Source organism: Neisseria sp. HMSC066H01, assembly GCF_001837375.1.
Classification (GTDB): domain Bacteria; phylum Pseudomonadota; class Gammaproteobacteria; order Burkholderiales; family Neisseriaceae; genus Neisseria.
This window is the reverse complement of the sequence record NZ_KV832200.1, coordinates 23,782-44,886: the sequence shown is the minus strand read 5'-3', so window position 1 is coordinate 44,886 and position 21,105 is coordinate 23,782. Positions and strand designations below refer to the sequence as shown.

The following is a 21,105-nucleotide window of genomic DNA, read 5'->3' as shown; positions in this document are numbered from 1 at the left end:
TTCAGACTAACACTTTTTAATGCGTATGATAATAGTTATTATTTATTTTATTGATTGGATACAATACTCATAAAGCTAAGGGCCGTCTGAAAAATGGTTTTCAGAAGGCCCTTAAGTTTGAAATATCACCAAATCTTATCGCTTTCCAGCTTAAGCCTGATAGCGCGACAGGCTCAAGTCATCACTGCGGATTTCAGTGTCTTTGCCGCTCACGATATCGGCGGTCAATTTTGCCGAACCCAGCGACATGGTCCAGCCTAAAGTGCCGTGGCCTGTATTCAGGAACAGGTTTTCAAAACGGGTGCGGCCGATTAACGGCGTGCTGTCGGGCGTCACCGGTCTGAGTCCGCTCCAGAACAATGCCTGATTCAAGTCGCCGCCTTCGGGGAACAAATCGTTGACGACCAAAGCCAAGGTTTCGCGGCGTTTTTCGGGCAGTTTGATTTCGTAGCCGGACAATTCCGCCATGCCGCCGACGCGGATTCTGTTGTCAAAGCGCGTGATGGCGACTTTGTAGCTTTCATCCAAAACGGTGGAAACCGGCGCGCCGTCTGAGTTTGTGACCGGCAGGGTCAAGGAATAGCCTTTGACGGGATAAATGGGCAGATCGAGATCCAACTGCGCCAAAACCGTCCTGCTGAAGCAGCCGAGCGCGCAGACGAAGGCATCTGCTTCAAACCGTTCTGTTTCGGTTTCCACTGCGCTGATGCGCTGGCCGCCGTGTTCGATGCGGCGGATGGTTCGGTTGAAATGGAACTGTACACCTTTTTCCAGACACAGTTTGTACAGGTTTTCGGTGAAGAGGTGGCAGTCGCCGGTCGCGTCTGCGGGCAGGTGCAGGCCGCCGGCAATTTTGGCGGTAACGCGCGCCAACGCAGGCTCGAATTCTGCGCATTCTTCGGGTTTCAGACGACGGTAGGGCACGCCGTAGCGTTCCAAAACGGCAATGTCTTGTTCTGCCGCTTCGACTTCTTTAGCCTGACGGAAAATCTGCAACGTCCCTTTTTTGCGTCCTTCAAAATTCATGCCGGTTTGCGCTTCAAAACGGCGGAACATTTCACGGCTGTATTCGGAAATCCTGACCATGCGCTCTTTATTGATTTGATAGCGCGCTGCCGTGCAGTTTTGCAGCATTTGCCACAGCCATTCGATTTGATACAGGCTGCCGTCGGGGCGAAACAGTAAAGGCGGATGGCTTTTAAACAACCATTTCAGCGCTTTGGTCGGGATGCCGGGTGCCGCCCAAGGCGTGGTATAGCCGTAAGAAAGCTGGCCTGCATTGGCAAAACTGGTTTCCATCGCCACGCCCTCGGCGCGGTCGATGACCGTTACTTCATGTCCTGCCTCTGCCAGATACCACGCGGAAGATACGCCGGCAACTCCGGCACCTAAAACAAGCACTTTCATTTTTCTCCTCCTCTGACTTTTTTCAAAACAAACTTTATCTATCGGGCCGTCTGAATGTTCAGATTCAGACGGCCTTGGACATCAATGCGGCAATTCGCCGTTTTTGATTTTTTGTTTGAAGTCTCGCGTTTCATTGACGATGACTTTCGCCATCAACAGAAGCGCAATCAGGTTGGGCAATGCCATCAAGCCGTTAAATGTATCCGAAGCCAGCCACACCAAGTCAAGGCTCAACACGGTACCCAGCATGACGGAAGAGACGTAACCCACGCGGTACAGTCCGGCAAAGCGTTCACCGAAAACGTACACCGCGCATTTCTCGCCGTAATAACACCAGCCGAGAATGGTTGAGTAAGCAAAGAAAATCAGGCCAATGGTAACAATCCAGCCGCCGATGCCGGGCAGCATTTTTTGGAACGTGACGGTTGTCAGCGCCGCGCCGCTCAATTCAGGTTTGACAAACTCGCCGCCTGCGCCGAGCAGACCCATGACCAACACGATACCGGTAATCGAGCAGACAACGATGGTGTCCAAAAACGTACCGGTCATGGAAACCAATGCCTGACGGACGGGATGGTCGGTTTTTGCGGCTGCGGCGGCAATCGGTGCAGAACCCATGCCTGCCTCGTTGGAGAATACGCCGCGTGCCACGCCGTAGCGGATGACCGTGCCGATGGCGCCGCCGGCCACGGCTTGCGCGCTAAACGCATCGGAGAAAATCAGTTTGACGGCAGGCATCAGTGCGTCAGAATTCACGACAATAATGGAAATACCGCCCACTACATAAAATACTGCCATGGCAGGCACGATAAAGGACGCAGCTTTGGCGATGCCCTTAATGCCGCCCAAAAGCACGATGGCCGTTAATACGGTCAATATCACGCCGGTGTAGGCAGGTTCGACGCCGAAGCTGGTTTGCACTGCCTGCGCAACCGAGTTGGACTGCACCGAGCTGCCGATGCCGAAGGAAGCGAATGTGCCGAACAGCGCAAACGCAACAGCCATCCATTTCCAGTTTTTGCCCAAGCCTTTTTCGATGTAATACATCGGGCCGCCGGACATTTCGCCTTTGGAGTTGGTGACGCGGTATTTCACCGCCAACACGCCCTCGCCGTATTTGGTGGCCATACCGAAAATGGCGGTCATCCACATCCAAAATACCGCACCCGGGCCACCGGTTACCACCGCAGTCGCCACGCCGGCGATATTGCCCGTACCGATGGTGGCCGACAGCGCAGTCATCAACGCTGCAAAATGGGAAATATCGCCTTCGTGGTCTTCACCGTCTTCATGCTTCTTTGACGGCACAAACGCCTGTTTCAACGCATAACCCAACATGGTGAACTGCAAGCCTTTCAGCAAAACGGTCAGCAAAATGCCCGTACCGACCAGCAGCATCAACATAATAGGCCCCCAGACCCAGCCGCTGATGGTTTCAAAAAAGGCTTTGAGATTGTCTAAAAGCAATTGCATGGTTTTTCTCCTTTGTCTGTTTTATTTTTTTAAAACACCACTTTTTTGTAGTGTCCTGTAATTTCAGCACAGAATGTTTAAGATTACAACATATTTATTTTCAAAAGCTTTTCGTATTTTTACCCTAAATAAAACCCAATCAACACCAAGAAAATTGTTTACAATCCAGAGCAGGCCGAGACCCCAGCCCAATTAAAATGACAAATAAAAGCATGCTTTAAAACATCTTCCTGCCAACTGTTTAAAAAAATTCAGGCCGTCTGAAAAAAGTCTTTCAGACGGCCTGAATGTGCGTGCCGCAATCCTATTCCAGCAACCCAGCCAACACTCGGGCAAAACGCTCCGCCGCGCCTTCGCTGGTGTGCAGGTACAGGGCAGGTTCGATGAGTTCCAACTCATTAAGCAGGAAGGTATCGCCAATCAGTGTGCCGTCCACGCGGGCGTAAACCGGCATTTGCGGCAAGGCGGCCAGTACGTCTTGCGCGGCACGGACGGCAAACTCGGGCGGCTCGATACCAAACACCGACACGCCATAGGCCGAGTTGGCGCGCCATTCGCCTTGCGGCGGCTGACGGCGCACGGCATGGCTGAATGCGCCGTTGAAAAACACCAGCGAGCTTTCGCCCGCCGTTTCGATTTCACGGATATACGGTTGAACCATCATGCCTTGCGGATAATCCGCCATATCCACGTCCAATGCCTCCGCACAAACTTTGACCACGCCTTTGCCGCTCTGACCGAATGCAGGCTTGACGACTGCTTCCGTCCAGCCTTGTTGTTTCAGAATATCGGCCAATTTGTCTTTTTGCGGCGGAACGAACACGCTGGGAATCACTTGCGCGCCGCGCGCCGCCAAATCGCACAAATAAGTCTTTTCCATATTCCAAGCCATCAATTCGGGCGGATTGATAAAACGCTGCCCCGCCTGCCCGGCTTGCTCCAGCCATTGGCGGAAGGCTTCGGGTTCGGCGGCATAATCCCATGCGCACAAAGGCAGCAAAAACGGCGCGGATGGATGGTTTTGCCACGCGTCAAATACGGTTTTCACACCCATGGTTTCCAAATGCGCCGCCAATGTTTTCAGGTTGTCCGACGGTTCGGGGTAGGTTTGGCAGGTAATGAGTGCCAAAACGGTTTGCTCGGTCATGGTTGCATCTCGTTGCTAAAACCAAAATTATATAGCGAAATCAAACCAAAAGATTTTTCAGACGGCCTGATACATAAGGCCGATTCTGATAAAATGGTTTCCCCCTTTTCCGTCGGAACATGCTCATGAAATCTGCCCACGTCCTTGTCTGGTTCCGCCGCAACCTCCGCCTGCACGACAATGCCGCGCTTAATGCCGCCGTTGCAAGCGGTTTGCCCATCGCCTGCGTCTGGGTCAGCCAAAGGCCGTCTGAAAACCACAATCCGCGTCAAAGCCTGTTCCATTATCAAGCCGCGCAAGAGCTGCATACCCGTCTGGCGGCACACCATATTCCTTTATATGCCGTTGCTTCCGACGAAGACCTCCTCCCCTTGGCCGCTACGCTCCATGCCCATACCGTCATCACAGACGAAGCCTACACCGAAGCCGAAATCCGCCAAGACAACCTCCTCTGGCACAATTTCGACCGCGCAGGCATTGCCCTGCAACACGCCAACGACCGCGGTATCTTGGCCAAATCCCCCCTCATGGATGCCAACGGCCTGCCCCACACCGATTTTGCCGCCTATAAACAAGCATGGTTGCAGGCCTATTCAGGACAAAGGCCGTCTGAAACCGAATTGCCTGTTCAAATTGGGCAAAGCGTTCCGCCGTTTCCAGCCCATCGCGGCGCAGTATTGCCTGCCTATCAACAGGGCGGCGAAACCGCAGCCTTAACGCAATGGCACGCGTTCAAACAAAATTTGGTTCACTACCCGATTACCCAAAATTTTCCGGCACGAAAAAACACCAGCCTCCTCAATGCCTACCTGTCCGCAGGCTGCATTTCACCGCGCCTGCTGGCCGCCGAAAGCTTGGCAAACCGACATTTCGAGTGGCTGGACAAGCTTATTTTCCGCGACTACTGCTACCAGCTCGCCTACCACCGCCGCCTACCCGAAACAACCGATGCCGCCCCGGTGCGCGAATACTGGCGCAACGGCCAAACCGGCGTACCCGTCATCGACGCCTCCATCCGCAGCCTTGAAGCCACCGGCCACCTACATCCTGTTCTCCAGCAGCTGTGCGCCCACTATTTCTGCCACGCCCTCAACCTCGACCCCAACCAAGGCATCGCGTGGACAGCCTCCGTCCAAACCGGCACCGACCCCGCGCTCAACCAAGCCAACTGGCACCTCGCCGCACAAGACACAACCACTGTCCGCTATGCCCACCGTTCGCACCAAATCGACCCCGACGGCAGCTACATCCGCAGTTACCTCCCCGAATTGGCACACCTGCCGTCCACCCTCATCCACACACCGTGGGCGGCCGCCGATGACATCGACACACACGGCTACCCCTTCCCCAAGGCCGTCTGAAACAGAGCTTCACACCAAAAAGCCACACTAAACACAACTAAAAAACGCCCAAACAAAATATTTTGGTTTCAGACGGCCAAACAGATTGAATAGCCAAGATTTACACGGTAAACTTACATCATTAAAAAATTTTATTATTTCATTACAATGAAACCCGCATTCGACATAAAAACGTCACGTTTGGACGTCTTATCCATCCATCTGCACACCGCAGATCTAACCGAATTGGAAGAATTCCTGCGCCAACTGGCAGGCCAGTCCCAAGACGAATTCGTTCCCTTCATTTTAGACGTACAAGATTTCGACCATCCCGAATCCATCGATTTGGGCGGCATGATTTCCCTGTTTGCCCGTTACGGCATGCAAATCTTAGGGCTGCACCACACCAGCGACACATGGGCGGCAGCGGCGGCGCGTTACCACTTGGTATTCAAACAAGGTAACTCCACCCAAGCAGCCGACACACAGGCAGCGCCCACCCCGCGCCAAGCACCGCAGCCGCAAGACGTACAAGCCACCGTTATCAACAATCCGACCGTATTGGTCAGTACGCCCGTGCGTACCGGCCAGCAAGTTTACGCTGAAAACGGCGACCTCATCGTCACCGGCATCGTCAGCCAAGGTGCGGAACTTATCGCCGACGGCAACATCCATATTTACGCCCCCATGCGCGGCAGAGCGTTGGCCGGTGCCAAAGGCAATACCAACGCGCGCATCTTCATCCATTCCATGCAGGCCGAATTAGTCTCCGTTGCCGGCATCTACCGCAACTTCGAGCAAGACCTGCCCGAGCATCTGCACAAAAAACCCGTACAAGTATCATTGCAAGACAACCGACTGGTTATCAGCGCAATCGACGCCGAATAAACATCAGTACTTAAAAAGGAAATATCGTGTCCAAAATCATCGTAGTAACTTCAGGTAAAGGCGGCGTAGGTAAGACCACTACCAGTGCCAGCATCGCAACCGGCCTGGCCCTGCGCGGCCACAAAACCGCCGTAATCGACTTCGACGTCGGTTTGCGCAACCTTGATCTGATTATGGGTGTGGAACGCCGCGTCGTATATGACCTCATCAACGTTATCCACGGCGAAGCAACTCTCAACCAAGCCCTTATTAAAGACAAAAACTGCGAAAACCTCTACATCCTGCCTGCATCGCAAACCCGCGATAAAGATGCACTGACCCGCGAAGGCGTGGACAACGTGATGAAAGAGTTGGCCAGCGAAAAAATGGGCTTCGAATTCATCATCTGCGACTCCCCTGCCGGTATCGAACATGGTGCACTGATGGCGCTCTACTTTGCCGACGAAGCCATCATTACCACTAACCCGGAAGTATCCAGCGTCCGCGATTCCGACCGTATCTTGGGCATTTTGCAAAGCAAATCCCGCAAAGCAGAACAAGGCGGCACTGTTAAAGAGCACCTGCTGATTACCCGCTACTCCCCTGAGCGCGTAGCCAAAGGCGAAATGCTGTCTGTACAAGACATCTGCGACATCTTGCGTATTCCGTTGATCGGTGTGATTCCTGAATCACAAAACGTTCTGCAAGCTTCCAACGCCGGCGAACCTGTCATCCACCAAGACAATGCCGCAGCAGCAGAAGCCTACAAAGACGTTATCGCCCGTCTATTGGGTGAAAACCGCGAAATGCGTTTCCTCGAAGCTGAGAAGAAAAGCTTCTTAAAACGACTGTTCGGAGGTTAATACATGTCACTGCTCGATATGCTGTTCGGCAGAAAGCCGAAAACCGCCGTAGTCGCGCGCGACCGCCTGCAAATCATCATCGCGCAAGAACGCGCACAAGAAGGCCAAGCTCCGGACTATCTGCCGACCCTGCGTAAAGAGTTGTTGGAAGTCCTGTCCAAATACGTCAACGTATCATTGGACGACATCCGCATCTCCCAAGAGAAACAAGACGGCTTGGACGTTCTTGAGCTGAACATCACCCTGCCGGAACAAAAAAAGGCTTAACACATGACCTTGACCGAATTGCGTTACATCGTAGCCGTCGCACAAGAACGTCACTTCGGACGTGCCGCACGACGCTGCTTTGTCAGCCAGCCCACCCTCTCCATTGCCATCAAAAAGCTGGAGGAAGAGCTGTCGGTATCCCTGTTCGACCGTAGCAGCAACGATATCATCACGACCGAAGCGGGCGAACGCATTGTCGCCCAAGCCCGCCGGGTTCTGGAAGAAGCAGAACTCATCAAGCACCTTGCCAATGAAGAGCAAAACGAATTGGAAGGCGCGTTCAAACTCGGCCTGATTTTTACCGTTGCCCCCTACCTTCTGCCCAAGCTCATTATCGCGCTGCGTGAAACCGCACCGAAAATGCCGCTGATGCTGGAAGAGAACTATACCCACATCCTGACCGAGTCGCTCAAACGTGGCGATGTCGATGCAATCGTCGTTGCCGAGCCGTTCCAAGAGCCGGGCATCGTGACCGAGCCTCTGTATGACGAACCTTTCTTCGTCATTGTTCCCCAAGGCCATCACTTTGAAGAACTCGATGCCGTTACGCCTCAGCTTTTGAGCGAAGAACAAGTGTTGCTGCTGTCCGAAGGCAACTGTATGCGCGACCAAGTGTTGGCAAGCTGTTCCGAATTGGCTTCCAAACAAAAAATCCAAGGTTTGACCAATACCCTGCAAGGCAGCTCCATCAACACCATCCGCCATATGGTTGCCAGCGGTTTGGCCATCAGCGTCATGCCGGCTACCGCCTTGACCGAAAACGACCATATGCTTTTCAGCATTATCCCGTTTGAAGGCAATGCGCCGCACCGCCGTGTCGTTTTGGCCTATCGCCGCAACTTTGTCCGCCCGAAAGCACTGACTGCTTTGCGCACTGCTATTTTGCAATCGCAACTGACCGGTGTAACGTTCGTCAACGAATAAACCGCAAAACAAAAGGCCGTCTGAACATTCAGACGGCCTTTTTATTTTTAACCGAATAAAGGATTAGTAGCGGGTATGAACCTGACTGCCGATAACGCCACCCAAAGCCGCACCACCCAAGGTAGAGCCGGTATCGCCACCAATCAAATTACCTGCCACGCCGCCCAATACCGCACCAGCAGCAGTGTTGCGTTGGGTTTGAGTCATATTGGCACACGCGCCCAAAGAAGCGGCCAGCATGATCAAGGTCACAGTTTTTGCAAAAGTTTTCTTCATGGTTTGATTCTCCATCAGGGGTTAAGCTGTATATAGAGCAGTATGGCACAACCTTTCATTAATATATTTTCTGATAAGTAAAGACAGATTAAACTAAGATAACACTTTTGATGAACGGTTAACTTCAAAAACAAACGGCAATTCCAATAGAATATTTATAAAATTTAATATCTTTGGCATAAAATTGCGCACACATCAACCGCATTCGGTAATGATACAATGATGACTTGTTTGAACTACCGGAAACACCCGTCATGAGTACCTACGCACTGGCACACATCATCCACGTTTATTGCGCGATTGCCTTTGTCGGCGGCGTATTTTTCGAAATGCTGGTTCTCTCCGTTTTGCACACCGGCCGCGTTTCGCGCGAATCGCGCCGCGAAGTCGAACGTGCCATGTCCTATCGTGCCGTCCGCGTGATGCCGATTGTCGTCATCACCCTTTTCATCAGCGGCATCGTTATGGTGTACAACCGTTATCTGCCGATACTGCACCATCCTCTCGACAGCGCCTTCAGCATTATGTTGAGCGTCAAAATCCTGTTGGCAGTAAGCGTTTTGGTGCATTTTGCCATCGCTGTTGTCAAAATGGCCCGACACACCCTCACCGTCGGCTGGTCGAAATACATACACGCCGTTGTCTTCAGCCATATGCTGTTTATCGTCTTTTTTGCCAAGGCGATGTTCTACCTGTCTTGGTAAACCTTACCCATACCCCACACACAAGGATTGTTTATGACCCAATACCCGTCCGTCGGCTCGCCGATGTTTTACGGCATCTTCTTTATTGCCGTCTTAATCATGATCGCCATCGATATGGTATCGCTGAAAAAAAACGGCGCCCACAAAGTCAGCATCAAAGAAGCCCTCGCTTGGAGCGGCATTTGGGTGGCCGTATCCTGCGCATTTGCAGGCTGGCTCTATTTTGAACTGGCGGGCAACCCGACTTACGGAGCCGTTGTTGCCAAAGAAAAAGTCCTCGAATTCTTCACCGGCTATGTGCTCGAAAAATCCCTTGCCGTCGATAACATATTCGTTTTCCTGATGATTTTCGGCTACTTCAAAGTCGAACCCAAATTCCAACACCGCGTCTTGCTCTATGGCGTATTCGGCGCCATCATCCTGCGCGCCATCATGATCTTCATCGGCGCAGCCTTGGTACAACAATTTGAATGGATTTTGTACCTCTTCGGCGCCTTCCTCTTATACACCGGCATTCACATGATGAAGCCCGAAGCCGAAGCTGAAGAAGACCTTTCCCAAAACAAGATCCTGACCCTGCTTAAAAAAGTCATCCCGACCAGCCAACAGTTTGACGGTGAAAAATTCTTTACCATCGAAAACGGCAAACGCATCGCTACGCCGCTTTTGCTGGTATTGATTATGATCGAATTGAGCGACGTCATCTTCGCTGTGGACAGCATCCCCGCTATTTTTGCCGTAACCACCGACCCTTTCATCGTCCTTACTTCCAACATTTTTGCCATCTTGGGCCTGCGTGCCATGTACTTCTTACTGGCAGACTTTGCCGAACGCTTTATTTTCCTCAAATACGGCTTGGCTTTCGTATTGAGCTTTATCGGTATCAAGATGCTGATTATGCACTGGGTGCATATCCCGATTTCCATTTCCCTGTCCGTCGTCTTCGGCGCACTGGGCGCATCCATCCTGACTTCCTTGATATATACGCGTCAGCAAGAGAAAAAATAATCTGCCGATATAAAAAGGCCGTCTGAACATTTCAGACGGCCTTTTCAAATATCAAACACCAGCTTATTTAGCAGCGTCTTTCAATTTGTCGGCTGCTTCTTGAGTCGCATCGGCTGCTTTACCCATAGCGTCTTTAGCTGCGTCTTTGGCAGCATCTTTAGCATCAGAAACCGCTTCTTTAGCTTCTCCAACCGCTTTACCGGCAGCATCTTTAGCGTCAGAAACTGCTTTATCCGCAGTTGCTTTAGCATCTGCAGCAGCGTCTTTAACATCAGAAACAGCTTGCTCAGCTGCACCTTTGGCTTCAGAAGCAGCAGCATCAACAGCAGAAGTTGCATTTTCAGCAGCAGTGTTTACATCGGAAGCAACAGCAGAAGCCGCCTCTTGGGTTTCTTTTTTCGCTTCTTGTGTACACGCCGCCAAGCCGGCTACCATCATTGCAGCAATCAATAATTTTTTCATATTGTATATCCTTTGGTCTAAAAAATATCTGTCAAAACTGACAGACCCAAAAATCATAACATAATAAATGCTCAAAAAAGGGAGAATTAACGCCAAATAACAGCCGATTTACGTTTTTTGAAAAAAATCTCAAAAAAACAGTTGACGAAAAGAAACAAGCTACCTATAATGCACAGCTCATCGGGTCGTTAGCTCAGTCGGTAGAGCAGCGGACTTTTAATCCGTTGGTCGAGCGTTCGAATCGCTCACGACCCACCAGATATGAAAACCTGCTTTGAAAAAGCAGGTTTTTTTATATTTTCCATCACGCCTTTCTTCTTGTCACAATGCTGTTATAGATGTAACTCAAAACATCACAAACCTCTTAAATCAATCAAGCCCAACTCCCCACACATCATATTTTTCTAAAAACTTCCAAATACCTATCATCAACCCACGCTAAATCCTCTTGTATGCCAGACAATTTAGGCATAGACTAAAACTACATCCAACTACAACAACAGGAGAAGGTTTGATGAAACAACTGTCTATGTATATCAACGGCCGCTTTGAAACCGACTTTAACGGCACATGGCGTGATGTATTGAATCCGGCAACCGAAGAAGTTATCGCGCGTGAGCCTAAAGGCGGAAAAGCCGATGTTGATCGTGCCGTTGCCGCGGCCAGAGATGCGCAAACTGCATGGGAGCGTTTGCCTGCCGTTGAGCGCGGCGCATACCTGCGCAAAATTGCCCAAGGCATCCGTGAACGCGCCGACGAGCTGACGGATACCATTGTTGCCGAAGGCGGCAAAACCAAAGATTTGGCACGCATAGAAGTTATGTTCACTGCCGATTATCTCGACTACCAAGCAGAATGGGCACGCCGTTATGAAGGCGAAATCATCCAAAGCGACCGTCCGCGCGAAAACATTTTATTGTTCAAACGTCCTTTAGGCGTGATCGCCGGTATTTTGCCGTGGAACTTCCCATTCTTCCTGATTGCCCGCAAAATGGGCCCGGCTTTGGTAACAGGCAATACCATCGTCGTCAAACCAAGCAGCGTTACCCCGATTAACTGCCACATCTTTGCTGAAATCGTTCACGCTTCAGGCTTACCGGCTGGCGTATTCAACGTCGTCAACGGCCCGGGTGCGGAAATCGGCAATGCCTTGGCATCACATCCGCAAGTCGACATGGTCAGCCTGACCGGTTCTGTAGAAGCAGGCCGCCAAGTAATGGAAGCCGCCGCCACCAACATTACCAAAGTCTCATTGGAACTCGGCGGCAAAGCCCCTGCCATCGTTTTGAAAGACGCGGATTTGGACTTGGCAGTGAAATCCATCTTGGCTTCGCGCGTCGGCAATACCGGCCAAATCTGCAACTGCGCCGAGCGCGTGTATGTCCACAGCAGCCTGAAAGACGCGTTCATTGAAAAAATGACTGCCGCCATGAAAGGCGTGCGCTACGGCAACCCGGCCGAAGCCGAACCCGGCGCGCTGGAAATGGGCCCGCTGATTGAAGAGCGCGCCGTCAAAGCCGTTGCCGAAAAAGTGGAACGCGCCGTCAAACAAGGTGCGACACTGGTCTGCGGCGGCAAACGTGCCGACGGCAAAGGCTACTTCTTCGAACCTACCCTGCTGACCGATACCGACAACAGCATGGACATCATGAAGGAAGAAACCTTCGGCCCAGTCCTGCCGGTTGCCACTTTCGACACGCTCGACCAAGTCATCGCCTTGGCAAACGACAGCGAGTTCGGCCTGACCAGCTCCGTCTATACCACCAATCTGAATGAAGCGTTTTATGTAACCCGCCGCCTGCGTTTCGGCGAAACCTACATCAACCGCGAAAACTTCGAAGCCATGCAGGGCTTCCATGCCGGTTGGAAAAAATCAGGTATCGGCGGCGCCGACGGTAAACACGGTTTGGAAGAATATCTGCAAACCCAAGTTGTTTATTTGGAAACCGATATCTAACCGCCCATACTGCCCTTCATGAAACCAAAGGCCGTCTGAAGCTGATTTTTCAGGTTTCAGACGGCCTTTCTGCCTTTATAGAAAAAAATACCGACATCGCGTAAAATAGAGCCAATTTTTCACTTTATTCAGGCCATCTGAACACATGGGCAGCCTGACTTATTTTCCCGGAAAACATCATGAGCGAACAAAACAATCCTCAAATCGAGCCGCAATTGGACGAAAACCAAATCATCGCCCTGCGCCGCGAAAAACTGCACAACATCCGCAAAGAACGCAACGCTTACCCTAACGACTTCAAACGCGACAGCTTTGCCGCCGACCTGCATACCCAATACGGCGAAATCAGCAAAGAAGAACTCGACCCGCAAGGCATTCCCGTCAAAGTGGCCGGCCGCATGATGCTCAAACGCCAAATGGGCAAAGCCAGCTTCGCCACCATTCAAGACGTGACCGGTCAAATCCAGCTTTATCTGAACAACAAAGGCGTGAGCCAAGAAGTTTTGGATGACTTCAACCACTGGGACTTGGGCGACATCGTCGGTGCGGAAGGTACTTTGTTCAAAACCAACCACGGTGAATTGACTGTGCGCGTGTCCAACATCCGCCTGCTGTCCAAATCCCTGCGCCCTCTGCCAGACAAACACAAAGGCTTGAGCGATCAGGAAACCAAATACCGCCAACGCTACGTCGATTTGATTGCCAACGAAGAATCGCGCAATACGTTTATCAAACGCAGCCAAATCATCCAATCCGTGCGCAATTTCATGGTGAACGAGCATTATCTCGAAGTCGAAACCCCGATGATGCACCCGATTCCAGGCGGCGCGACGGCGAAACCGTTCGTGACCCATCACAACGCTTTGGACATTCCGCTCTACCTGCGCATCGCGCCCGAGCTGTATCTGAAACGCTTGGTTGTCGGCGGCTTGGAACGCGTGTTTGAAATCAACCGCAGCTTCCGCAACGAAGGCATGTCCGTACGCCACAACCCTGAATTCACCATGATCGAATTCTACGAAGCCTTCTCCGACTACGAACGCATGATGCAAATGGCGGAAGACATCATCCGCAACGCTTCCCGCGCGGTGAACGGCACGGCAAAAATCAGCTACAACGGCAAAGAAGTCGATTTAGAAAGCCCGTTTGAACGCCTGACCATTCTCGAAGCCATCAAAAAATACAATCCGCACTACACCGACGAGCAGTTAAATGATGAAGAATGGCTGAAAAAAGAAATCGTCAAGCACGGCGAAAGCCTGCCGCCGTCTCCGGGCATCGGCAGCCTGCAACTGGCCCTGTTTGAAGGTTGCGCCGAGGGCAAACTGTGGAACCCGACTTTCATCATCGACTACCCTGTCGAAGTGTCGCCATTGGCACGCGCATCCGACAGCAAACCGGGGCTGACCGAGCGTTTCGAATTGTTCGTTGTCGGCCGTGAGCTGGCAAACGGCTATTCCGAGTTAAACGACCCCGAAGACCAAGCCGAACGCTTCAAAGCGCAAGTAGCACAAAAAGACGCCGGCGACGACGAAGCCATGCACTACGATGCCGACTACATCCGCGCGATGGAATTCGGCCTGCCGCCGACAGGCGGTTGCGGCATCGGCATCGACCGCTTGGTAATGTTGCTGACCGATTCGCAAACCATCCGCGACGTGATTCTGTTCCCGCAAATGCGTCCCGAATAACACATTGAAATAAAATCTAGGCCGTCTGAAAACAAGACTCTGTTTTCAGATGGCCTTTTTGTTCAAATATGTAAAACGGCAGAATTCAAATCAATAATTTCTTTACATCATAATAATAAAATTCCATGATAATCAAAAGCATAATATAAAAAAGAATATGTAAACGTTTTTCAGTTTGTTGACAGTCTGCTAGAATACATCCAATTACAGACAGCCCACACACAGGCCGTCTGAAAATTCAGAAACTCTGAAAGGTTTGTATGGATCAATTTTTCGAACAGCTTCACGGCTGGGTAAATGCCATCAACGACCCAATGTGGTCGGGATTGGTATATATGCTTTTAGGCGCAGGCCTATTTTTCACCATTACCACCGGTTTTGTACAATTCCGCCTCTTCGGCCGCAGTATCAAAGAAATGCTGGGCGGCCGCAAACAAGGTGATGATCCGCACGGAATCACACCGTTCCAAGCATTCGTTACCGGCTTGGCCAGCCGCGTAGGCGTGGGCAACATCGCCGGCGTGGCGATTGCCATCAAACTCGGCGGGCCGGGCGCGGTATTCTGGATGTGGGTAACCGCCTTAATCGGCATGAGTTCGGCGTTCGTCGAATCTTCACTGGCCCAACTCTTTAAAGTCCGGGACTACGACAACCACCACTTCCGCGGCGGTCCTGCCTACTACATAACTCAAGGCATGGGACAAAAATGGCTGGGCATTTTGTTCGCCCTGAGCCTGATTTTCTGTTTCGGCTTTGTATTTGAAGCCGTACAGACCAATACCATCGCCGATACCACCAAAGCGGCATGGGGCTGGGATCAACACTATGTCGGTGTCGCCCTGGTCATTCTGACTGCCCCGATTATCTTCGGCGGTATCCGTCGCGTATCTAAAGCCGCGGAAATTATCGTTCCGCTGATGGCGGTTTTATATCTCATCATAGCACTCTTCATCATTGCTACCAATATTTCCCTGATTCCTGACGTGTTCGGTCAGATTTTCTCCAACGCGTTCAACTTTGATTCGGCTGCAGGCGGTTTCCTCGGCGGTCTGATTTCGACCACCATGATGCAGGGCATCAAACGCGGCCTGTATTCCAATGAGGCGGGTATGGGTTCCGCGCCGAACGCCGCAGCCGCAGCCGAAGTAAAACACCCCGTCTCCCAAGGCATGATTCAAATGCTGGGCGTTTTCGTCGATACCATCATCGTCTGCTCATGCACCGCCTTTATCGTCTTGACCTATCAACAGCCTTACGGCGACCTGAGCGGTGCGGCGCTGACCCAAGCGGCAATCGTCAGCCAGGTAGGCGAATGGGGAGCGGGCTTCCTTGCTGCCATCCTGTTTATGTTTGCCTTTTCAACCGTTATCGGCAACTATGCCTATGCCGAGTCCAACGTCCAATTCATCAAGAGCCATTGGCTGGTTACCGCCGTTTTCCGTATGCTGGTTTTGGCATGGGTCTACTTCGGTGCAGTTGCCAACGTACCCTTGGTATGGGATATGGCAGACATGGCCATGGGCATCATGGCATGGATTAACCTCGTTGCCATCCTGCTCCTGTCCCCACTTGCCTTCCTGCTGTTGAAAGACTACACAGCCAAGCTGAAAATGGGTAAAGACCCAGAGTTCAAACTCTCTGAACACCCGGGCTTGAAACGCAAAATCAAATCCGATATTTGGTAAAACCAAAGGCCGTCTGAAATTTCAGACGGCCTTTTTAATCCCTGCCATTTAGACAAAACGATGCCCCTTAAAGCAGAAGCCTTAAGGGGCAGAGCGTTGCGGCACATCTTTTCAGACGGCCTTATTGTAGCAACGTTTCTCATTTCGCAGTGCAACAATATGGACGAATTCTAATTCCAAATCGGCACCCAGTCAAGCATTTCATTTGCATGTTAATACTTACCTAGGATATATTTATACTTGCCAAACATCACATTACGGAGAAACTGATGACTGCATTCAAACCCAATCCAATCAACTACATCCTCGGCCTCGATATCGGCATCGCATCCGTCGGCTGGGCAATGGTAGAAATTGATGAAGAAGAAAACCCCACCCGCCTGATTGATTTAGGCGTACGCGTATTTGAGCGTGCGGAAGTACCGAAAACAGGCGACTCTCTCGCAGCAGCGAGACGCTTGGCACGCAGCGTCCGCCGCCTGACCCGCCGTCGCGCCCACCGCCTGCTTCGGGCCCGCCGCCTATTGAAACGCGAAGGCGTATTACAAGCCGCCGATTTTGATGAAAACGGCTTGATCAAATCCTTGCCGAATACACCATGGCAACTTCGCGCAGCCGCATTAGACCGCAAACTGACGCCTTTGGAATGGTCGGCAGTCTTGTTGCATTTAATCAAACACCGCGGCTATTTGTCGAAACGGAAAAATGAAGAGCAAACTGCCGATAAGGAGCTTGGGGCTTTGCGTGCAGGTATGAAGAGTAACACTCAAGCCTTACAGACAGGCGGTTTCCGCACTCCGGCCGAATTGGCTTTAAATAAATTTGAAAAAGAAAGCGGCCATATCCGCAACCAGCGCGGCGATTATTCGCATACGTTCAGCCGCGAAGATTTACAGGCGGAGCTGGTTTTGCTGTTTGAAAAACAAAAAGAATTCGGCAATCCGCATGTTTCAGACGGCCTTAAAGAAGGTATTGAAACCCTGCTGATGGCGCAACGCCCTGCCCTGTCCGGCGATGCCATTCAAAAAATGTTTGGGGCATTGCACCTTCGAACTGACAGAGCCGAAAGCCGCTAAAAACACCTACACAGCCGAACGTTTCATCTGGCTGACCAAGCTGAACAACCTGCGTATTTTAGAGCAAGGCAGCGAGCGGCCATTGACCGATACCGAACGCGCCATACTTATAAATGCCGTATAAAAAGAAACTGACTTACGCACAAGCCCGTAAGCTACTGGGTTTAGAAGATACCGCCTTTTTCAAAGGCTTGCGCTATGGTAAAGACAATGCCGAATCTGCGATACTGATGGAAATGAAGGCTTACGATGCCATCAGCCGTGCGCTGGAAAAAGAAGGATTGAAAGACAAAAAATCTCCATTAAACCTTTCTCCCGAATTACAAGACGAAATCGGCACGGCACTCTCCCTATTCAAAACCGATGAAGACATTACAGGCCGTCTGAAAGACCGTGTACAGCCCGAAATCTTAGAAGCGCTGTTGAACATCAGCTTCGATAAGTTCGTTCAAATTTCCTTGAAAGCGTTGCGCAAAATTGTGCCTCTAATGGAACAAGGCAAACGTTACGATGAAGCCTGTGCCGAAATCTACGGAGACCATTACGGCAAGAAGAATACGGAAGAAAAGATTTATCTGCCGCCGATTCCCGCTGATGAAATCCGCAACCCCGTCGTCTTGCGCGCCTTATCTCAAGCACGGAAAGTCATTAACGCCGTTGTACGCCGTTACGGCTCCCCTGCTCGTATCCATATTGAAACGGCAAGGGAAGTAGGCAAATCGTTTAAAGACCGCAAAGAAATCGAAAAACGCCAAGAAGAAAACCGTAAAGACCGGGAAAAAGCCGCCGCCAAATTCCGAGAGTATTTCCCCAATTTTGTCGGCGACCCCAAATCCAAAGATATTCTGAAACTGCGCCTGTACGAGCAACAACACGGCAAATGCCTGTATTCGGGCAAAGAAATCGACTTAGGCCGTCTGAACGAAAAAGGCTATGTCGAAATCGACCATGCTCTGCCGTTCTCGCGCACATGGGACGACAGTTTCAACAATAAAGTGCTGGTATTGGGCAGCGAAAACCAAAACAAAGGCAGCAAAACCCCTTACGAATACTTCAACGGCAAAGACAACAGCCGCGAATGGCAGGAATTTAAAGCGCGTGTTGAAACCAGCCGTTTCCCGCGCAGTAAAAAACAACGGATTCTGCTGCAAGAATTTGACGAAGACGGCTTCAAAGAACGCAATCTGAACGATACGCGCTACGTCAACCGTTTCCTGTGCCAATTTGTTGCCGACCATATGCAGCTGACAGGTAAAGGGAAAAGACGCGTCTTTGCCTCAAACGGACAAATTACCAATCTGTTGCGCGGCTTTTGGGGGTTGCGCAAAGTGCGTGCGGAAAACGACCGCCATCATGCTTTGGACGCCGTCGTCGTTGCCTGCTCAACCGTTGCCATGCAGCAGAAAATTACCTATTTTGTACATTACAAAGAAATGAACGCATTTGACGGTAAAACCATAGATAAAGAAACAGGAGAAGTGCTGCATCAAAAAACACACTTCCCGCAACCTTGGGAATTTTTCGCGCAGGAAGTCATGATTCGCGTCTTCGGCAAACCGGACGGCAAACCCGAATTTGAAGAAGCGGATACCCCCGAAAAACTGCGCGCGCTGCTTGCCGAAAAATTATCTTCCCGTCCCGAAGCCGTACACGAATACGTGACGCCACTGTTTGTTTCACGCGCGCCCAATCGGAAGATGAGCGGGCAAGGCCATATGGAGACTGTCAAATCTGCCAAACGACTGGACGAAGGCATCAGTGTGTTGCGCGTACCGCTGACACAATTAAAACTGAAAGACTTGGAAAAAATGGTCAATCGGGAGCGCGAACCCAAACTATACGAAGCGCTGAAAGTACGGCTGGAAGCGCATAAAGACGACCCGGCCAAAGCCTTTGCCGAGCCGTTTTACAAATACGATAAAGCAGGCAACCGCACTCAGCAGGTAAAAGCTGTACGCGTAGAGCAAGTACAGAAAACCGGTGTATGGGTGCGCAACCATAACGGTATTGCCGACAACGCAACCATGGTGCGCGTAGATGTCTTTGAGAAAGGTGGCAAGTATTATCTCGTACCGATTTACAGTTGGCAGGTAGCGAAAGGGATTTTGCCGGATAAGGCTGTTGTACAAGGAAAAGATGAAGAAGATTGGACGGTAATGGATGATAGTTTTAAGTTTAAGTTTGTACTTTATGCGAATGATCTGATTAAGCTAACTGCTAAGAAAAATGAATTTTTAGGCTATTTCGTCAGCCTAAATAGAGCCACAGGAGCAATTGATATTCGTACACATGATACGGATAGCACCAAAGGGAAAAACGGCATTTTCCAAAGTGTTGGTGTCAAAACCGCCCTTTCATTCCAAAAATACCAAATCGACGAACTAGGTAAAGAAATCAGACCATGCCGTCTGAAAAAACGCCCACCTATCCGTTAAATTAATCTATCCCTGTTTCAGACGGCCTGAAGCAGGGATTTTTTATATAAAAATAAGGGAAAAACATGACTTGGCGCAGCCTGCTCATTCAAAACGGCGGCAAACTATCCTTGCAACGCCGGCAACTGCTGATTCAACAAAACGGCGAGTCCCATACCATACCATTAGAAGACATCGCCATTATCATCATCGAAAACCGCGAAACCCTGATTACTGCCCCGCTCCTATCGGCCTTAGCCGAGCATGGTACAACTCTGCTGACATGTGACGAGCAATTCCTGCCCTGTGGGCAATGGCTGCCTTACGCCCAATATCACCGCCAACTTAAAATCCTCAAGCTGCAGCTAAATATAAGCGAACCCTTAAAAAAGCAACTCTGGCAACATATCGTCCGCCCAAAGATCCTAAATCAAGCATTTGTCGCAAACGAAACAGGCAATGATCTTGCAGCCAAACGGCTGCGCACTTTGGCAGTCGAAGTCCGTTCAGGCGATACAGGAAACCGTGAAGCCCAAGCTGCCGCCCTCTACTTCCAAACCCTCTTTGGAGAAAAGTTTACCCGTAATGACAACAATGCCGTCAATGCCGCATTGAACTACACCTACGCCGTACTCCGTGCAGCAATTGCACGCGCCCTGACCTTATATGGCTGGTTGCCTGCATTAGGCTTGTTTCATAGAAGCGAACTAAATCCATTCAACCTCGCCGATGACTTTATCGAACCCTTACGCCCATTGGCCGACTTGGTCGTTATACATTTGCATGAACAAGGCCGTCTGAAGACTGATCTGCCCCCCGGCATCAAACAAAACCTTATCAAGACCCTTCACTGTCAAATCTGCATCGAACGACAACACTTCAGCACCTTGGCCGCTATCGACAAAATGATTTCTTCATTTCAAGCCAGCGTAACCGCCAAAAACGCCAAACAGCTGAAATTGCCTGAAATCTTGCCATTGAAAGAATACCAATATGAGTGAGGCCAAATTTATGAGGATTATCGTCTTCTTCGACCTACCGGTTACCACGGCGGCCAAGCGCAAAGCTGCCAATCAATTCCGCCAGTTTCTATTAAAAGATGGATACCAAATGCTCCAGCTTTCCGTATACAGCCGTATTGTCAAAGGTCGAGATTCGTTGCAAAAACACCACAATAGACTATGTGCAAACCTACCGCAAGAAGGCTCAATCCGCTGTTTGGAAGTAACAGAAAAGCAATTTGCCACCATGAAACTGCTGTTGGGAGAGCTAAAAACCCAAGAAAAAAGGGTCAATTCAGACCAACTATTATTATTTTAAAGCCACTTTTTTAGTCAAAATAAAACGGGAAACCCTTATAGAATAAGGATTTCCCATTGAGGTATTGTAGCACTGCGAAATGAGAAAGGGAGCTACAACAGATACTGGGTAGATACTGGGTAATACACTATTGTAGCACTGCGAAATGAGAAAGGGAGCTACAACGCCATACTCTAACGGGCTGTTTGCCTTGTTATTGTAGCACTGCGAAATGAGAAAGGGAG

17 protein-coding genes, 1 tRNA gene and 1 pseudogene are annotated in these 21,105 nt (G+C 50.6%); 14 read left to right on the top strand and 5 right to left on the bottom strand.

The window, feature by feature from the left end:
* Window positions 1-150: 150 nt before the first annotated feature.
* From HMPREF2551_RS09820 to HMPREF2551_RS09810, 3 genes are all read right to left on the bottom strand, one after another.
* Window positions 151-1,407, bottom strand: a complete 1,257-nt coding sequence (locus tag HMPREF2551_RS09820) for a D-amino acid dehydrogenase (RefSeq protein ID WP_070838758.1) — start codon at window positions 1,405-1,407, stop codon at window positions 151-153.
* Window positions 1,408-1,488: 81 nt separating this feature from the next.
* The gene (locus HMPREF2551_RS09815; protein WP_036493589.1) at window positions 1,489-2,880 is read right to left on the bottom strand and encodes an alanine/glycine:cation symporter family protein; all 1,392 of its coding nucleotides are present in this window, start codon (window positions 2,878-2,880) and stop codon (window positions 1,489-1,491) included.
* A gap of 304 nt (window positions 2,881-3,184) precedes the next feature.
* On the bottom strand, window positions 3,185-4,027 hold the full coding sequence (locus HMPREF2551_RS09810) for an ATP-grasp domain-containing protein (RefSeq protein WP_070838757.1): 843 nt from the start codon (window positions 4,025-4,027) through the stop codon (window positions 3,185-3,187).
* A gap of 125 nt (window positions 4,028-4,152) precedes the next feature.
* Between HMPREF2551_RS09810 and HMPREF2551_RS09805 the strand changes: the two genes are divergently transcribed.
* The 5 genes from HMPREF2551_RS09805 (at window position 4,153) to HMPREF2551_RS09785 (ending at window position 8,288) form a co-directional block, all read left to right on the top strand.
* Complete coding sequence (locus tag HMPREF2551_RS09805; protein ID WP_070838755.1) at window positions 4,153-5,388, top strand: FAD-binding domain-containing protein; 1,236 nt, start codon at window positions 4,153-4,155, stop codon at window positions 5,386-5,388.
* Window positions 5,389-5,535: 147 nt separating this feature from the next.
* Window positions 5,536-6,255, top strand: a complete 720-nt coding sequence (gene minC, locus HMPREF2551_RS09800; RefSeq protein ID WP_004520214.1) for a septum site-determining protein MinC — start codon at window positions 5,536-5,538, stop codon at window positions 6,253-6,255.
* 26 nt (window positions 6,256-6,281) lie between these two features.
* Window positions 6,282-7,097 carry a septum site-determining protein MinD gene (gene minD / locus HMPREF2551_RS09795; RefSeq protein ID WP_070838753.1) on the top strand — a complete coding sequence of 272 codons (816 nt, stop codon included), beginning with the start codon at window positions 6,282-6,284 and terminating at the stop codon, window positions 7,095-7,097.
* 3 nt (window positions 7,098-7,100) lie between these two features.
* Entirely contained in the window at window positions 7,101-7,364 is a 264-nt protein-coding gene (gene minE, locus HMPREF2551_RS09790; RefSeq protein ID WP_070838751.1) for a cell division topological specificity factor MinE, read from the top strand.
* 3 nt (window positions 7,365-7,367) lie between these two features.
* Window positions 7,368-8,288 (top strand): hydrogen peroxide-inducible genes activator, encoded by a 921-nt coding sequence (locus tag HMPREF2551_RS09785; RefSeq protein WP_070838749.1) that lies wholly within the window; start codon window positions 7,368-7,370, stop codon window positions 8,286-8,288.
* Window positions 8,289-8,351: 63 nt separating this feature from the next.
* Here HMPREF2551_RS09785 and HMPREF2551_RS09780 read toward each other — a convergent pair whose 3' ends face one another.
* Complete coding sequence (locus HMPREF2551_RS09780; protein ID WP_003684747.1) at window positions 8,352-8,564, bottom strand: glycine zipper 2TM domain-containing protein; 213 nt, start codon at window positions 8,562-8,564, stop codon at window positions 8,352-8,354.
* A gap of 254 nt (window positions 8,565-8,818) precedes the next feature.
* Here HMPREF2551_RS09780 and HMPREF2551_RS09775 point away from each other — a divergent pair, with 254 nt between their 5' ends.
* Window positions 8,819-9,268, top strand: a complete 450-nt coding sequence (locus HMPREF2551_RS09775) for a CopD family copper resistance protein (RefSeq protein WP_070838747.1) — start codon at window positions 8,819-8,821, stop codon at window positions 9,266-9,268.
* A gap of 33 nt (window positions 9,269-9,301) precedes the next feature.
* On the top strand, window positions 9,302-10,276 hold the full coding sequence (locus tag HMPREF2551_RS09770; RefSeq protein ID WP_070838745.1) for a TerC family protein: 975 nt from the start codon (window positions 9,302-9,304) through the stop codon (window positions 10,274-10,276).
* Window positions 10,277-10,339: 63 nt separating this feature from the next.
* Here HMPREF2551_RS09770 and HMPREF2551_RS09765 read toward each other — a convergent pair whose 3' ends face one another.
* Complete coding sequence (locus HMPREF2551_RS09765; RefSeq protein ID WP_070838743.1) at window positions 10,340-10,738, bottom strand: Ag473 family lipoprotein; 399 nt, start codon at window positions 10,736-10,738, stop codon at window positions 10,340-10,342.
* Between the two features lie 182 nt (window positions 10,739-10,920).
* On the opposite strand from HMPREF2551_RS09765, the gene HMPREF2551_RS09760 reads away from it, so the two are divergent.
* The 7 genes and pseudogenes from HMPREF2551_RS09760 (at window position 10,921) to cas2 (ending at window position 20,881) form a co-directional block, all read left to right on the top strand.
* Window positions 10,921-10,996 (top strand) — tRNA-Lys (locus HMPREF2551_RS09760).
* A gap of 256 nt (window positions 10,997-11,252) precedes the next feature.
* Window positions 11,253-12,695, top strand: coding sequence for an aldehyde dehydrogenase (aldA, locus tag HMPREF2551_RS09755; RefSeq protein WP_070838741.1), 1,443 nt, complete (start codon window positions 11,253-11,255; stop codon window positions 12,693-12,695).
* Between the two features lie 179 nt (window positions 12,696-12,874).
* Complete coding sequence (gene lysS, locus HMPREF2551_RS09750) at window positions 12,875-14,386, top strand: lysine--tRNA ligase (protein ID WP_049331866.1); 1,512 nt, start codon at window positions 12,875-12,877, stop codon at window positions 14,384-14,386.
* A gap of 260 nt (window positions 14,387-14,646) precedes the next feature.
* Complete coding sequence (locus HMPREF2551_RS09745) at window positions 14,647-16,071, top strand: alanine/glycine:cation symporter family protein (protein WP_070838740.1); 1,425 nt, start codon at window positions 14,647-14,649, stop codon at window positions 16,069-16,071.
* Between the two features lie 269 nt (window positions 16,072-16,340).
* A pseudogene (gene cas9, locus HMPREF2551_RS09740) lies at window positions 16,341-19,582 on the top strand (type II CRISPR RNA-guided endonuclease Cas9).
* A gap of 65 nt (window positions 19,583-19,647) precedes the next feature.
* Complete coding sequence (gene cas1 / locus HMPREF2551_RS09735) at window positions 19,648-20,562, top strand: type II CRISPR-associated endonuclease Cas1 (protein WP_070838738.1); 915 nt, start codon at window positions 19,648-19,650, stop codon at window positions 20,560-20,562.
* Window positions 20,555-20,881, top strand: a complete 327-nt coding sequence (gene cas2 / locus HMPREF2551_RS09730; RefSeq protein ID WP_036493500.1) for a CRISPR-associated endonuclease Cas2 — start codon at window positions 20,555-20,557, stop codon at window positions 20,879-20,881. The genes cas1 and cas2 overlap by 8 nt, the downstream gene beginning before the upstream one ends.
* The last annotated feature ends 224 nt before the right edge of the window (window positions 20,882-21,105 follow it).